Source organism: Phytoactinopolyspora endophytica, from assembly GCF_004138495.1.
In the GTDB taxonomy this organism is placed as follows: domain Bacteria; phylum Actinomycetota; class Actinomycetes; order Jiangellales; family Jiangellaceae; genus Phytoactinopolyspora; species Phytoactinopolyspora endophytica.
The window spans coordinates 447223-461972 of sequence record NZ_ML142852.1 but is presented as its reverse complement, the minus strand read 5'-3'; the positions used below and the strand labels follow the sequence as shown (position 1 = coordinate 461972).

The 14750-nt window shown below is 64.6% G+C and carries 11 protein-coding genes; 8 read left to right on the top strand and 3 right to left on the bottom strand.

Annotated elements, in window-relative coordinates; translation table 11 throughout:
- Positions 1–732, top strand: a 732-nt coding sequence (locus ELR45_RS10495; protein WP_476704127.1) for a type III PLP-dependent enzyme domain-containing protein, incomplete at its 5' end; no start/stop codon positions are given.
- A 94-nt stretch (positions 733–826) separates the two neighbouring features.
- Positions 827–1624, top strand: coding sequence for an SDR family NAD(P)-dependent oxidoreductase (locus ELR45_RS10490; protein ID WP_129665687.1), 798 nt, complete (start codon positions 827–829; stop codon positions 1622–1624).
- A gap of 1088 nt (positions 1625–2712) precedes the next feature.
- Here the strand turns inward: ELR45_RS10490 and ELR45_RS10485 are convergent.
- Both ELR45_RS10485 and ELR45_RS10480 read right to left on the bottom strand, forming a co-directional pair.
- A complete protein-coding gene (locus tag ELR45_RS10485; protein ID WP_129665685.1) occupies positions 2713–3717 on the bottom strand; it encodes a Gfo/Idh/MocA family protein in 1005 nt (334 codons plus the stop codon).
- Positions 3714–4742: a Gfo/Idh/MocA family protein gene (locus ELR45_RS10480; protein ID WP_205856352.1), complete on the bottom strand. Its 1029-nt coding sequence runs from the start codon at positions 4740–4742 to the stop codon at positions 3714–3716. The genes ELR45_RS10485 and ELR45_RS10480 overlap by 4 nt, the downstream gene beginning before the upstream one ends.
- Before the next feature lie 1140 nt (positions 4743–5882).
- Between ELR45_RS10480 and ELR45_RS10475 the strand changes: the two genes are divergently transcribed.
- Complete coding sequence (locus ELR45_RS10475) at positions 5883–6701, top strand: glucosamine-6-phosphate deaminase (RefSeq protein ID WP_205856351.1); 819 nt, start codon at positions 5883–5885, stop codon at positions 6699–6701.
- 129 nt (positions 6702–6830) lie between these two features.
- On the opposite strand, the gene ELR45_RS10470 is transcribed toward ELR45_RS10475, so the two are convergent.
- Positions 6831–7826 carry a LacI family DNA-binding transcriptional regulator gene (locus ELR45_RS10470; protein ID WP_129665683.1) on the bottom strand — a complete coding sequence of 332 codons (996 nt, stop codon included), beginning with the start codon at positions 7824–7826 and terminating at the stop codon, positions 6831–6833.
- A gap of 435 nt (positions 7827–8261) precedes the next feature.
- Between ELR45_RS10470 and ELR45_RS10465 the strand changes: the two genes are divergently transcribed.
- From ELR45_RS10465 to ELR45_RS10445, 5 genes are all read left to right on the top strand, one after another.
- Positions 8262–9305: an ABC transporter permease gene (locus tag ELR45_RS10465; protein ID WP_205856350.1), complete on the top strand. Its 1044-nt coding sequence runs from the start codon at positions 8262–8264 to the stop codon at positions 9303–9305.
- Positions 9302–10249 carry an ABC transporter permease gene (locus tag ELR45_RS10460; RefSeq protein ID WP_205856349.1) on the top strand — a complete coding sequence of 316 codons (948 nt, stop codon included), beginning with the start codon at positions 9302–9304 and terminating at the stop codon, positions 10247–10249. The genes ELR45_RS10465 and ELR45_RS10460 overlap by 4 nt, the downstream gene beginning before the upstream one ends.
- Positions 10246–12186: a dipeptide ABC transporter ATP-binding protein gene (locus ELR45_RS10455; RefSeq protein WP_129665679.1), complete on the top strand. Its 1941-nt coding sequence runs from the start codon at positions 10246–10248 to the stop codon at positions 12184–12186. Before ELR45_RS10460 ends, ELR45_RS10455 begins: the two co-directional genes overlap by 4 nt.
- Positions 12187–12480: 294 nt before the next feature.
- Entirely contained in the window at positions 12481–13956 is a 1476-nt protein-coding gene (locus ELR45_RS10450; RefSeq protein WP_276320668.1) for a sulfatase-like hydrolase/transferase, read from the top strand.
- A 90-nt stretch (positions 13957–14046) separates the two neighbouring features.
- Positions 14047–14750, top strand: a 704-nt coding sequence (locus ELR45_RS10445) for a Gfo/Idh/MocA family protein (RefSeq protein WP_165367658.1), incomplete at its 3' end; no start/stop codon positions are given.

Here is a 14750-nt window from a genome sequence, read left to right as displayed (position 1 = left end):
GCCGGCGCGGTCGAAGTCGGCGAGGCCATCGCCGCCACCGGCGGGCTGGAACTCGCCGGCGTCGCCGGGTTCGAAGGCGTCATTGGCGCCACGCGCGACCCGGCCACGATCGCCGACGTCAGCGAGTTCATTGCCCGCATCGGCACCGTCGCGCACGAGCTGGCCAACCGGCGCGCACTACGCGACGGCGGCCCGGTGGTGCTCTCCGCCGGCGGGAGCATGTTCTTCGACATCGTCGCCGACGAGCTCAGCCGCGCCCGTGATCAGCTAGCCACGGTCACCAACGTCGGCGCCGACGTGGAGGTAGTGATCCGTCCCGGCTGCTGCCTCACCCACGACCACGGCATCTACCACACCAACACACCCCTGCCCGGACCCGACGGACTGCGCCCGGCCATGCGTCTGTGGTCCCACGTGCTGTCCACAACGGAACCGCACCTGGCGATCATCGACGCCGGCAAACGCGACATCGGCACCGACACCACACCGCCGCCCGTCTTGCGCCGCCGTCGTGACAGACACGACCAACCGTGCGACTCCGCAACGGTTGTGGTGGACCACTTCAACGACCAGCACGGCTTCCTCCACGTCACCACACCAGAGCTGCTGAAGGTCGGCGACCTGGTCGAGCTCGGCGTCTCGCATCCATGCACGACGTTCGACAAATGGCGCGCGATACCCGTCATCGACGACGAGGAACACGTCGTCGGCGTCGTGCGCACATTCTTCTAACCGCTTCGCCACGCATCCCAAGGGGACAGCATGCACACCAGAGGCGCGAGCGACGTGCCGCGTCAAAGAGCCGACGAAAGCGAGGAGAAGCTCCATGGCAAACAGGCATTGGCAGGACAAGGTGGTCGTGGTGACCGGGGCGGCCGGCGGGATCGGCTCGGCGCTGAGCCGCTGGTATACCTCTGCCGGGGCCCGAGTCGCTCTGATCGGCCGGACCGCCGACAGTGTCGCCGCGCTCGCCGACGAACTCGACCCCTCCAAGGGCCAGGTAAGTCACCACGCGGCGGATATCTCTGACGAGAACGACATTGACCGGGTCTTCGCCGAGGTACACGGCAGCTGGGGCGCTGTCGATGTGATGGTCAACAATGCCGCGTTCGCCGATGAGGCCAGCCTGATCGATACCACCCCCGAGCAGTGGGACGCCCAAGTCGGCACCGCGCTACGCGGGCCCTATCTGTGTGCCCGCGCGGTGCTGCCCGGGATGCGTAAACGTGGTGGCGGGGTGATTCTGAACATCTCGTCGGTCAACGCCAAACTGTATGTCGGCAACGAGGCCTACAGCGCCGCCAAGGCCGGGCTGGACTCGCTCACCCGCAGCATCGCCGTGCGCTACGGCCCCGACGGCATCCGCACCGTCGGCATAGGTGCCGGCACCATCCTCACTCCCGGCGCATGGAACGCGCGCATCGAGCGCGACCCCACGGTGCTCGAGCGCGTCGGCCGATGGTACCCCGTCGGACGCCTCGGCACCCCCGACGACGTCGTCCACCTCGCCGCGTTCCTCACCTCACCCCAGGCCGATTGGATTACAGGGACCACAGTTATGCTCGACGGCGGCCTCACCGCAGGCAACCCGGTCATGGCCGCCGACATTCTCAGCGAGACCTGATCCCATATTGATAAGGCGACAGGATTTTTGAGGGTAGGCAGCGTGTCGGGCGCCCAGTTCGAGATCGAGGTGAGTGGGTAGTCGGTGCGGGCCGGCTGCCCGACGGCGGATGGGAACACCGACGGCATGTACGTGTGGTTCGTGAGGCGATGCCGGAGCAGGACGCCGAGGGGAGTGGGGGAGGTCGGCGGAGACGGGGGTGATCAGCCGGTATCCGGCGGCGTCGGTGCGGATGAAGTGCCGGCGGATGCCGTAGGAGTGCACGAGCATAAGGTGGAAGTCGAGTTTGGTTGTCTTCGCGGCCGCGCTACTGTTCGGGAGCGGAGGAGAAGGCTCGCCGAACGCGGCCAGGTGAACGCTGTGGACGGAGACGCCGTTGTGCGTGCTCGCCGTGGCGGTTGAGGAGACAGAAGTGGCTCTGTACAGCCGCGACGAATTCCACCCTATGACCCGGATAAACTCGAGCAGTCTGGCGTGGGCGGGTTGGTCGACGGAGTCGCAGTTCTCGGGACCAGGTCGTCTAGTGGGACCAGATTGGCCGAGCGGTGCAGGAAGTACGCGACGCCGGCCGTCCGCGGTAGATCGCACTGATGGCACAGGCCCGGCGGCAGACCGGGTTTCCGCTGAGTGGGCCGCCGGGGCGGACAGAAACTGCGCCAGCGGAGTCCGTCTGGCCGGAGCGTGAGGAGGTCCCCTGTGCCTCGGGCCATAATCTACTCCGTCGCTCAGGCGGTCCGGCAGCGGATCCTCGCGGCCGCGCCGAACTGGGCTACCGGCCGAACCAGTCCGCGCGTGCCATCGCCACGGGTCGCACGGCGATGGTGGGTCTGGTGGTACCGGATATCACCAACCCGTTCATGCCGCCCCTGGTCCGTGCCGTCCAGCGGCCGGCGGCGGGTGACCATGACTGGTCGGTGTTGCTCGTCGACGCGGAAGCGCACCGCGCCGCGGAAGCCGATCTGATCAGCCGGTTTCACGGCCCGGTGGACGACTTGATCCTGGCGTCGCCGCGGGCCCGCTCCACCGCGTTGCATGAGGCGGTGGACGGCCTGCCCTGTGCTGATCCGACAGGTACATGGCTGCCCGCACTACCCGGAGTGGGTCTGGGACCAGTGTTCGACGGTGCCGCCGTTGTCGGCGCTGTGCTGGGCGAGCAGCGCGATGCGGGAGGCGGTGATGGTCTCGGTCGTGGAGACCTCCGGTGCGCGCCCCGACAGCAGCGCGGTGAAGAAGTCCTCGGCGGGCCGGCGTCCCGGCGGAAGGGTCTCCTGCCAGGCGTCGCGGCCGTGGGTCGCCACGTCGAGGCGCGCCTCGGTCCAGCGCAGCTGTGCGGTGCCGCGGGTGCCGACGATCCGCATCTCGTAGCCGCCGTTGCCTCGCGCCGCTTCCGGAGCGAGCCAGTGCGCGTCGATGGTGGCGGTGGTGTCACCGGCGACGAGGAGCATCGCGCCGTGATCGTGGAACTGTGGATACTCCGGATACGCGCGCTTGCCGGTCGAGCCGACGACGTGGCCACCGGTGGCGCCGGTCAGGGCGAGGACCATGTCGGCGTCGTGCACAGCGAGGTCACCGAGGATCCCGCCGTAGTCCTTGCCAAAGAACCATGGTGGCCGCTTCCGGTGGCGAAGCTGGTGCGGCCCCGTGCTGGCCAGCAGCGACAGGTCGCCGAGTAAGCCGTCGGCGAGGAGCCTGCGCGCGGCGAGAGTGACCGGGTAGCCACGTTTCTCGAACATGGCCGAGACGATGTTCCCGGTGCGGGAGGCGGTGGCCTCGATGGTGGCCAGTTGGTCGAGTGACGTGCATATCGGCTTGTCCGCGATGACCTGTGCCCCGGCGGTCAGGGCATCGAGAATGACGTCGGCCCGGTCAGCGTAGGCGCCGTTCACGGCCACGACGTCCACCTGGTGGTCCGAGAGCATCTCCCGATGGTCGGCGTAGACAGGCCGGCCAGCGGCGTGGTCGGTGTAGGCGTCGCGGAGCGCGGCGTCTGGTTCGGAGACGGCGACGAGCCGGACGTCCGGTTGACGGGGCAGTTCGTTGAAGAGATACAGCACATGTGGGTGTGCCATTCCAGCTATGGCCAACCGGATCATCGCCCGACCTCCATGGTGACCTCGCGGCCGGTTTCCGCCGCCTGGTAGATGCCGCATATCAGCCGTACGGTGTCCAGCCCGTCCTGTGCGGAGACTGCAGGCTGGCGCCCGGTCCGATATGCGGTGAGGATGTCGCACCACTGGGTGAGGTGCCCGGTGAGTCCGATGGCCCGCGGGTCGGAGGCCCCGCTGCCGGCCGTGCCGGCTGTCTGGTCCGACGGTCCCGGAACGCCGTCGACGTCCCACCGCACCACGTCGCTGTTGGCGAACTCCAGTGAACCGGCACTGGTGAACAGTGCCAGAGCGGCGGGCCTGCCGGGTGGCGCGGCCGTGGTGGTGCCCACGAGCCCGAGCGCCCCGGAGCTGAACCGTAGGGTGGCGACGGTGGTGTCTTCGGCGTCCATCTCGCGCCCCAGCGTGGCGTACTGTGCGGTCACGCTGGTGACCGGACCCAGGAGCCAGGCGAGGAGGTCGACGCTGTGCAGTCCCTGATTGATCAGCGAGCCACCGCCGCTGTGCTGTTCTGTTCGCCAGGTGGCATGGGCGTAGTACTCGTCGTCGCGATGCCAGTGGCAGAACGTCTCACCGAGGATGGGCCGCCCGAGGCTTCCCTCCTCGAGCAGTCGCTTGAGGTATTGGTTTTGGGGCTCCAGGCGCCGCTGCGAGATCACGCTGACGAAACGGCTGCGCTGGGCGGCGAGCCGGACGATCTCCTCGGCCGACGCGACGTCGACGCTGATCGGCTTCTCCACCACGACGTGTTTGTTCGCACGCAGGGCGGCGAGCGCCTGCTCGCCGTGGAGTCCGCTCGGCGTGCACAGGACGATGATCTCGGCCTCGGGATGAGAGAGCACCTCCTCGGGAGCACAATAGCGGGCGTCCGGCTGCCCGGCCTCGGCGAGGGCTGTGGCGGTGCCGCCGCTGGCCGCGACTAGGCGGACTCCGCCGAGTGCGCTGATGGCCTCGAGGTGCCGCAGCCCGATGCTCCCCATACCGATCAGGCCTACTCCTACTGGTTCGCTCACACCAGGTGCTCCCTTCAGCTCGCTATTGGCCAAGTGGCCGGGGCGGTACACAAGCTATTGCAACCGCTTGCAAGAGCGTACACGGAGGAGGCCGCACGTGCTACGGATAGGCGTCGCGGCGCCGAGAATTCCTACGCGGCCCATTTCGTCCGCCATCTCAACATCGACCAGTACCGCCGGGACGCCCGGGTCTCGCTATGGCCGGCGGCGAGACGGAGAAGAACCGCGATCTCGCGGACCGGGGCGGAACCGGCACCGTCGTCGGCTCGCTGAAGACGTGATCGACGAGATCACCGCGGCGGTGGTGTGTAACCTGCACGGCCTGCACAGGGAGGATGCCTGCTCGAGGCGGACAAGCAGGTCTTCGTCGACAAGCCGACGTCGACGATCCACGCCCGGCATCCAGACGGTCAATCTTCGATAACGCTTGAGATGGCGATCGAGCTAATCAACGCCCGCTACCGGCGCGCCATCCGCGCCCGGTGGGCATTCCCCCCGGAACAAGCCGGGCGGATTCAACCGTTTAACGCAACACCGGGTGGGTTCTCGTGGTCTAAGTGCAGCTGTTGGAGCGCCTCTGCTGGGTTCGCCATCCGACAGACCAGTTTGGGCGTGATCGTATCTTCGTCGGCCCCGGGCCGGCATCGAACGCATCTTCCTGGGGGTTCGACGACACCAGCCCGGGACCTGCTGCGCGACGTCGAGAAGTACGTGCGGGACGGCGTGCCATAGCCACGGGCGTCCGTCTCCGCGTCCTGGCACTCCCCGCTGGCCTTGAGGCACTGGCCGAGGCGCCGAACCTGACCCGACGTCTGCTGGAACGAGGCTGCGCCGAGCCGACATCAGGCTGCTTCTCGGCGAGAACTGGCTGTGCGTATTCGGTCAGGTCTGGACATCAGACCGCTTAGCATGCCTGCCTGGCCCACGATTCCGGGTTGAGCTTGGCCTACTCTAATGCGCGCGACCATGCGGAACGGCTCTGCACTCCAGCTCGCAACGTTGTGTGGACCACTCTCCAAAGTTGCTGCAATGGGTGGCCGTTATGGCGCCAAGATAAGGACTTGAACAGGTAAAAGTGCAATGTGACCGCGATTGCAGTATTGTTGCAATAACTCGATTCGATCTCTGTCAGGAGGGGCCTTGTCCAAGCTGGTTCAGCGGTTTCGAGCGGATGACCTCGATGTCCAGGTCTATGCGTCGGAGGAAGAGATGGGGCGGGCAGCTGCCGCGAACACGGCGGGCATCCTGCGAGCCGCGGTAGCGTCGCGCGGGTCGGCTCGTGTGGTAATCGCCACGGGGAATTCGCAGTTCGCCTTCACCGATGCTCTGACGGAGCAGGACGTTCCGTGGGGCCGGGTGGTCGTGTTTCACATGGATGAGTACGTCGGTATCGACGAGGCACATCCGGCCAGCTTCCGTCGTTGGATCCGGGAACGGATCGAGAATCGCTTCTCGCCGCAGGCGGTCGAGTACATCATTGGTGACACACCCGACATTGCGGCAGAGTGTGACCGGTATGAGGGCGTGTTGCGGGCGGCACCGCTGGATCTGGTGTGCATGGGCATCGGTGAGAACGGGCACCTGGCGTTCAATGAGCCATTCGAAGCTCGGTTCGATGATGACCGGTGGGTCCGGGGCATCACATTAGCTCCGGAGTCTCGCGCTCAGCAGGTGGGCGAGGGGCATTTCCCGGGCAGCGACGATGTCCCTCATCAGGCCATTTCGTTGACGATTCCGGGCCTTTTGTCGGCGAGGCACGTGCAGGTCTGCGCGCCGGAAGCCCGCAAAGCTGCGGCCGTGGCCAGGACATTGCACGACGAGGTGAGTGCTGCATGCCCGGCGACGATCCTGCGACGGAGCCCGCACGCCACGCTCTTCCTCGAGCCTGCGTCGGCCGGGACGAAGGACATTCCTTCGGCGGGCACGCCGAGCACAGTGCGCAGCATAACCCACAACTGACGGTGACCAGCCGGTCTCCCAGGCAGACAGTCCGATGCTCGCCTCGCCGCACGCCGCCGAACGGGTCCCTCCGGGCGGTGTTACATAAGCCGAAGACTCAAGCGTCGTGGCGGCGGAAATGACCGCAGGTCACTCGGCGCGGGCGGGGGCTGGGCTAGTAGAGCCCCGGACTATCAGCCTGGTTTCCAGTTGCACGTGGCGAGTGGTGGCCGCCTCCGACCCGGCGGCCAGTTCGAGAACCATGTCGACAGCCGCCGCTCCTGCCTCTGACCCGGGAACGTGGATCGACGTGAGCGTCGGGTACGCCATGCCGGACATGGGACTGTCGTCGATGCCTATGACGCTGATGTCGGGACCAATCCGGATGCCGCGTTCGTTTAGCCTGGCCATGAGGCCGAGCGCGATCATGTCGTCGTAGGCGATGACCGCGGTGATCTTCGATGCGGACACAAGGTCGGCGGCGCGCACGCCTGCTTGGATCTGCGGCTCGAACGGCCCGAACTCGACCAGCTCGACGCCCTGATCTGCGCACGCCTGTTGTACGGCGCGTTGGCGTTGGCTGTTCGACCATGACCGCCGTGGCCCGTTGAGGTAGCAAATCTTCGGATGTCCTAGCGCGGCGAGATGCTCCACCGCCTCGCGCATCCCGTCCGCGTTGTCGATGATGACGCTGGCGGCGGTGGGGACCTGACGATTGACGAACACGACAGGCTCCAAGGCCATCAGCTCCTGGAGCCGTTCCTCGGGGGTGCGAGGGGACACCACGATGAGCCCGTCAACGCGCTTGCGCATGACCTGCGCACGCTGGATCTCATCGGCCGGGTGCTCGTCAACGTCGGCGATCAGAACCGTCTTGCCCTTGACAGTGGCCCGGGCCTGCACCGCCTTGATGATCGGCGGAAAGAACGGGTTGGCGATGTCCGGGACGATGAGCCCGATGACGTCGTTGCTGCCCGACGTCAACGTCCGAGCCGCCGGGTTGGGCACGTACCCCATCTCTCGCGCAGCTTTGCGGATCCGCTCTCGCGTCTTGGCATTGACCTTGTCCGGATCGGACAGGGCTCGTGACACCGTGGACGCAGAAAGCCCGGTGGCTCGTGCGACGTCGGCGAGTGTGACGCTCATCAGCGGCTTCCTTCGGCGATTTTGCTGCAACTGCAGCGATAGTACAGGATCGTACAACCTCGTTGTGCACGGCGCAGTTCTTTGGGCTTGTGAAGGGTGTCAGCGCCGCAAGATTAAGCAACTTTATCGGCGTTGCACGTGCAACGTTATGTGAACGCAACCTTTCTGCTATTGCAACAACCGATTGCAAATTGTAGCGTGTGGTCACCTTCGCAATGCAGACCAGGCTCGGCTCAGAGTTTGAGATCAACGTGATGTCAGAGACGCAAGAGACCGAGCTGTAATGCGTGGGCACGTACGGCTTGGATTGTGGCGCGACCTGCGTCGTGAGCAGAGGAGACCGATGAGGCGACGAACCACGATTACGGCTTCTACCTGGGTCGGATGCGAGGTATGACTGTGCTGTCGTATCTGGGCCGGCGGTTGGTGCGGTTGGTGTTGTCGTTGATCGTGGTGTCGATCATCACTTTTGGGTTGTTGCAGTTGGTGCCGGGGTCGTTTTCGGATCTCGCTGACGTCGGTTCGACGGCGTTGGGTGATCAGACGTCGGCTGATGGTGGGGATTTGGTGGGCCGGTATGGGGATGATGTGCCGGCGTGGGAGCAGTATGTGACGTTTATGCAGGGTTTGGCGACGTGGGATATGGGTCCCACGTACAAGTACCCGCAGACGTCGGTGGAGGAGTTGATCGGTGAGGCGTTCCCGGTCTCGCTTTCGCTGGCAGTGCCAGCCACGTTGTTGACGTTGGTGATCGCGATCCCGATCGGGATGTTGGCGGCGGTGAAGAAGGACCGGTTGGCTGATTACGGTTCGATCTTCACGTTGACCACGATTCAGGCTCTACCGGGGTATTTGTTCGCGTTGCTGTTGGTGTTGATCTTCTCGGTGGGGTTGGGGTGGTTGCCGGTTCGTGGGTGGAATGGCCCGGAGTACATGATCATTCCGGTGGTGGCGTTGGCGGTGCAGCCGACGGCGCAGTTGGCGCGGTATGTGCGCTCTTCGATGTTGGAGGCGCTGCGGGATGAGTATGTGACGGCGGCGTATGCCAAGGGGGGTGCCAAGCGGACAGTGCTGGTGCGGCATGTGTTGCGGAACTCGTTGATCCCGTTGGTGACCGTGGTGGGGCCGATCTTTGCTGCGCTGGCGACCGGAACTGTCTTTGTCGAGGTGTTGTTGGGCATCCCGGGGTTGGGGCGGTTGTTCACGTTGGCTGCGCGGACGCGTGATATGCCGCTCTTGATGGGGACGACGTTGTTCTTCGCCGCGATTTTGATGGTGCTCAATCTGATAGTCGATCTCACCTATGGATTGCTGGATCCGCGGATCCGGCATGAGCAGCGTAGGGGCGGGAGTTGGCGTCGATCGAAGCGACCGGCGTTCTTACGGGATTCGCAGGTGTTCGGTGGTGACAGTGGCGATGACGGTGGTGGCGGTAAACGGCCGCCGCGGGCTGGTGCTGGTGTGGGGGTGTCGTTGTGAGTGACGGCGTGAATGAGCTCGCCAGGGCTGGGTTGTCCAAGGATCTCGCTGTCGGTGGTGCACTCGGAGCAGGCTCGGGGAAGGGTGTGCGGGCGCAGAGTGAGCTGGGCCGAGGTTGGGCGCGGTTCAAGCGGAATAAGCTGGCGCTGGGAAGTTTGATCTTCATTGGTGTGTTAGTGGCGGTGGCTATAGCTGCGCCGTGGTTGGCGCCGATGTCATACACGGAGCAGGACCTTGCCGGTCGGCTGCTGCCGCCGTTGACCGATGGGCATATGTTGGGCACGGATCAGCTAGGCCGCGATGTCTTCTCCCGGTTGCTGTACTCGTTGCGGACGGCGTTGATGATCGGGTTCTCGGCTGAGCTGGTCGCTTTGTTGGTCGCACTGATCATCGGGCTGTGGGCGGGGTGGCGTGGCGGCAAGGCGGAGTCGTTGTTGATGTCGTTTACCGATGTGATGTACGCGTTCCCGAGTTACCTGTTCTCCGTGCTGCTGGTGGTGATCATGGGCCGGTCGGTGTTCGCGATCATTCTGGCGATCGGGATCGCCGGCTGGGTCACCCAGGCCCGCCTGGTCCGCGCACAAGTGTTAAAGATGAAGAACCTTGAGTATGTTGAGGCGGCGCGCTCGATCGGCACGGGCGGGGTCGCGATCACGGTGCGCCACATCCTGCCGAATGCGGTCGGCCCCCTGCTGGTCACCACGAGTTTCGCGATCCCGGGCGCGATCATCGCCGAATCCGGGCTGGCGCTGATGGGCTTGGGTGTGGCGCCTCCGACGCCTTCGTGGGGCGCGATGATCATCGATGGATACACGTATGTGTTGGCGCACCCGCATCTGATCGCCGCTCCTCTTGCTCTGTTCAGTCTCACGATGCTCGCGTTCACCTGGACGGGGGACGGGTTGCGGGATGCGTTTGATTCGTCCGAGGAGGACCACGCATGAGCCGGAACTGGGCCAGTGGGCGTGACAAGCACGACGCTGTGCACAACGCCGCATCGACTGGCCGCGTCGGGGCAGAGGCGGTGACTGGCGCATTGTTGAGTGTGCGCGAGCTCGCGGTGGAGTTCCGAAATCGACGTGGCGAGGTTTCCGCGGCGGTGAACCGGCTGGACATGGAGGTGCCGGTGGGTGGGGCGGTGGCGATCGTGGGGGAGTCCGGGTCGGGTAAGACAGTGTCGATGCGGGCGATGCTGCGACTGCTTCCGGAAACTGCGCAGGTATCTGGGAGCGCGCTGCTGGCAGGGGAAGATCTGCTGGCGTTGCCGGAGCCGAAGCTGCGTGCGGTGCGGGGGCAGCAGGTGGGGATGGTGTTTCAGAACGCGATGTCGGCACTAAATCCGACTCGGACGTTGAAAGTGCAGCTGACCGAGCATTTGCGCTGGCACGGCATCGCCACCGGCCGTGAAGCCACACAGCGGGCTGTTGAGGCTCTGGATCGGGTCGGGATCCCGGAACCGGCCGAGCGGATCCGGATGTATCCGTTCCAGCTCTCCGGCGGGCAACGCCAACGGGCGATGATCGCGATGGCCATCGTTGCCGGCCCGCAGCTGCTGATCGCCGACGAACCGACGACCGCGCTTGACGTGACCGTGCAGCGTCAGGTGCTCGACGTGCTCAAGCAACTACGCGAGGACGGGATGGCCACAGTCATGATCACCCACGATCTCGGCGTCGCGAAGTATCTGTGCGACGAGGTGGTCGTGATGCGCCACGGCGACGTTGTCGAAAGCGCCCCGGTGCGCACATTCATCACCAACGCCCAGCACGCCTACTCCCAGCAGCTGCTGGACACTGCGCTCGACGTCGACACCACAGCTGACGAACGAGACACAAGCTTCGCCACGGCTGACAAAGGGGCTACTACAGGCGCCCCTGCACGCGGTGCCAGGACCGAAGTGCCTGCTGTCAATGTCGGCGAGCAACGCCGAGACGTCGAGACATCTCGGATCGATGAGTCAGGTACGACCGTCACTGCCGAAGGATACGCTACCGAGCTGATCTGGGCGCAGGATCTGGCGAAGGTGTTCCATGGCCGGGGCGGAGACGTGCACGCCGTGACCGACGTGAACTTCGCGATCGCAGCGCGGGAGACCTTGGGTGTGGTCGGTGAGTCCGGCTCCGGAAAGTCCACCCTGGCTCGGTTGATCACCCGCCTGGTCGAGCCCAGTGCCGGCTCTGTGTCCTTCGACGGTCACGACATGCTCACCGCCGCCGGACGCGAGCTGAAAGGACTGCGTCGGCGGGTGCAGATGGTGTTCCAGAACCCGTACGCGTCGCTGCTGCCGCACCTGACCGTGGCGGCAAACGTGCACGAGCCGCTGCGGGTGCACGGTGTAGGAAGCAAAGCTGAGCGGGAGGCGCGGGCGGTGGAGCTGCTCGACCTGGTGGGGATTCCGCGTGAGCGGGTGAATCAGTATCCGCGGCAGTTCTCCGGTGGACAACAACAACGCGTGGCGATCGCCAGAGCTTTGGCGTTGGAGCCGGAGTTGTTGGTGTGTGACGAGCCCACCTCCGCGTTGGATGTGTCGATCCAGGCGCAGGTGCTGGACCTGCTCGAGGACCTCCAGTCGCGGTTGGGGTTGTCGATGCTGTTCATCACCCACAACCTGGCAGTCGCGCAGCGCTTGTGTGACCGAATCATCGTTATGGCATCTGGGCACATCATGGAAACCGCCTCAACTCCGCGCTTGTTCGGCCGTCCTCAGCATCCCTACACGCAGGCGTTGTTGGCTGCCGTGCTTCCGATTCATGGAGAGCCGCCACCGTGGACGCACAATCCTGATGTGGCTGTGGACACGAGTGGGGAGTTGGTGGAGACATCGCCGGGGCATTGGGTGCGAATGTCGGTGAATGGGAGGGCCGGGCGACCTGAGCGCTGACCGGATACCGGCTTCGGTTAAAGCAAGTGGGTTGACCACTCGGCTGAGAAAGTTTGGCACAAGGAAAGCGGAACGGCGCATGCGGTTGGTATTGCAGTGGAATGAGACAGCATAGCCGGATAAAACAGTGTCACCGGACGGCCACAAGGGCCTGACACCTCGGTGTCGTCACGCCCTGCCCGGCCAACTCCCATGGTTTAGTTCCGTGAATTCACAGGCGGTTGATGATTGTCGTCGCACATCATGAGCGGGTCTGATATAGACAGGCCATGAGACCCGTTCGAAAGAGAGGTCGTGTTGAACAGCGCGCGCTTGGAGCGTGGCCGAAGTGCAGAACAGCGCCCCAACGTCTTGTTGGTGATGACGGATCATTGGCCTGGTCGGTTGTTGGGCGCGGCTGGGCATCCAGTCATACAGACGCCAACGCTGGACGCTTTGGCACGTAGTGGGACACGGTTTACGCGGGCGTACAGCGAGGCGCCGACTTGTGTGCCGGCGCGCCGCACGTTGATGACCGGCACCGCTCCACGCGGCCACGGTGTGCGGGACATGGCGGGCGGCAAGGCGGAGATGCGGAATTTGCCGACCCTGGCGCAAACCTTTCGGAACGCCGGGTATCAGGCGTACGCAGTTGGCAAGCTGCATGTCTACCCACAGCGAGACCGGATTGGGTTCGACGACGTGCTGCTCAACGAGGAGGGCCGGACCCAGTTCGGCGTCGCCGACGATTACGAGCAATACCTGACGGATCGAGGCTTCGCTGGCCAGCAGTTCGCTCACGGCTTGGGGAACAACGGCTATGAGCACCGGCCGTGGCATCTGCCGGAAGATTGCCACCCCACCACGTGGACCACTCAGCAAATGTGCCGGATTATCAAGCGGCGTGACCCTGGCAGGCCAGGGTTCTGGTACCTGTCACAGGTTCATCCGCATCCGCCGCTGGCACCTTTGCGGGAGTATTGGGACGCGTACGCCGACGGCAATATTGACGATCCGAGCCATGGCGGTTGGGCGGCCGATGACGATGCTCATCCGTATTTGGTGAAGTTTCTCATCGAAGCTCGGCGTCCGCGCGGACTAAGTGACGCCAGCATCCGGGCTGTCCGGCGCGCTTTCTACGCGCTGTGCACGCATATCGACCACCAGCTGCGGGTGGTGATCGGCACACTGCGTGAGGAAGGGCTGCTGGATAACACCGTCGTCCTGTTCAGCTCCGACCACGGCGATATGCTCGGGGACCACGGACTGTGGGCCAAATCCTTGTTCTACGAAGGCTCAGCGAACATCCCGATGATCCTCTCGGCGCCGCGTGTCGAGAGCCGGGTACGCGCGGGCCACGTTGACGACCGCCTCGTGGGCCTGCAAGACGTCATGCCAACTCTGCTCGACCTGGCTGGGCTCTCCGTTCCAGATACTGTGGGTGGCCGCTCCATGGTCGGGGAGGACCGCCGTGACTGGCTCTTCGGTGAGCACGGAGAAGACGACAGAGCTACCCGTATGATTCACGACGGGCAGTACAAGTTGATCTACTATCCAACGGGCAACCGCATCCAGCTGTTCGACCTCGACACTGACCCCTACGAGCTGTGCGACCTTGCCAGCTCCCGCGACCACACCGATACCCGAGATCGGCTCATCACTCTGCTCATCCGCCAGTTGCACAGCGGTGATGAACGGTGGGCCGACGACGCAGCACTCGTCGGGCTCCCTGATCGTCCTCTCCAAGTGAGTCCGGACCGCGACCTGCGGGGCCAACGTGGCCTGCATTGACCGCCCGGCCCCTATTGCCCGACCTCGTGATGCCCATCACACCCGTTTAGCGACACGGAAGTTGAGATTGAGCAAGGGGAGTATGACGTGATGACTGGGGCCGAGCGTTGTAGATACGCGATCTGTGGTCTGTCGAATCGTGGCGTGGCGAGTTTTGTGCGCCCACTGGTGGGTCTCCGCGGAGATACGTCGCTGGGGCCCGGCGCGATCGTGGAGGACTATTCGGATTATGGCGAGTTGGTGGCGATCGTCGATCCTGACCAGGATCGCGTAGAACAGTTCAACAGGGAGATCTTGCCTGCTGGCGAATCGCCTGTGCCTTGGTTCGCCCCGGACAGCTTCGCTGAGATGGTGGCTGAGACCGCTCCGGATGCGGTGATCGTGGCATCGCCTGACCATACGCACGTAGATTACATCGTCGCGGCGCTGGCGCGAGGCATCGATGTGATCACCGAGAAGCCGATGGTGACCACGGCTGCAGACGCGCGACGGGTACTAGCGGCCGAGCGCGTGTCGCCAGCAAGCGTACGGGTGACACATAACCTTCGGTATCCGTTGCGGCATCAGCTGATCAAGCGGTTAATCGGGGATGGGGCAGTGGGACTGCCTACCCATGTGACGCTGGAATATCACGTGGATATCCGCCACGGCGCAAGCTACTTCCTACGGTGGAATCGCCGCCGTGAGCTCTCCGGTGGGCTATCCGTGCACAAGAGCACTCATCACCTGGACTTGGTCTCGTGGTGGTTGGACGATGTGCCAGAGCGCGTCTTCGCGCTGGGTGGGCGGAATTT

What these genes read in the sequence shown, in the direction of transcription:
- ELR45_RS10490 (WP_129665687.1), top strand. Translation starts at nt 827, where the DNA reads ATGGCAAACAGGCATTGGCAGGACAAGGTGGTCGTGGTGACCGGGGCG.
- ELR45_RS10485 (WP_129665685.1), bottom strand. Translation starts at nt 3,717, where the DNA reads ATGATCCGGTTGGCCATAGCTGGAATGGCACACCCACATGTGCTGTAT.
- ELR45_RS10470 (WP_129665683.1), bottom strand. Translation starts at nt 7,826, where the DNA reads ATGAGCGTCACACTCGCCGACGTCGCACGAGCCACCGGGCTTTCTGCG.
- ELR45_RS10455 (WP_129665679.1), top strand. Translation starts at nt 10,246, where the DNA reads ATGAGCCGGAACTGGGCCAGTGGGCGTGACAAGCACGACGCTGTGCAC.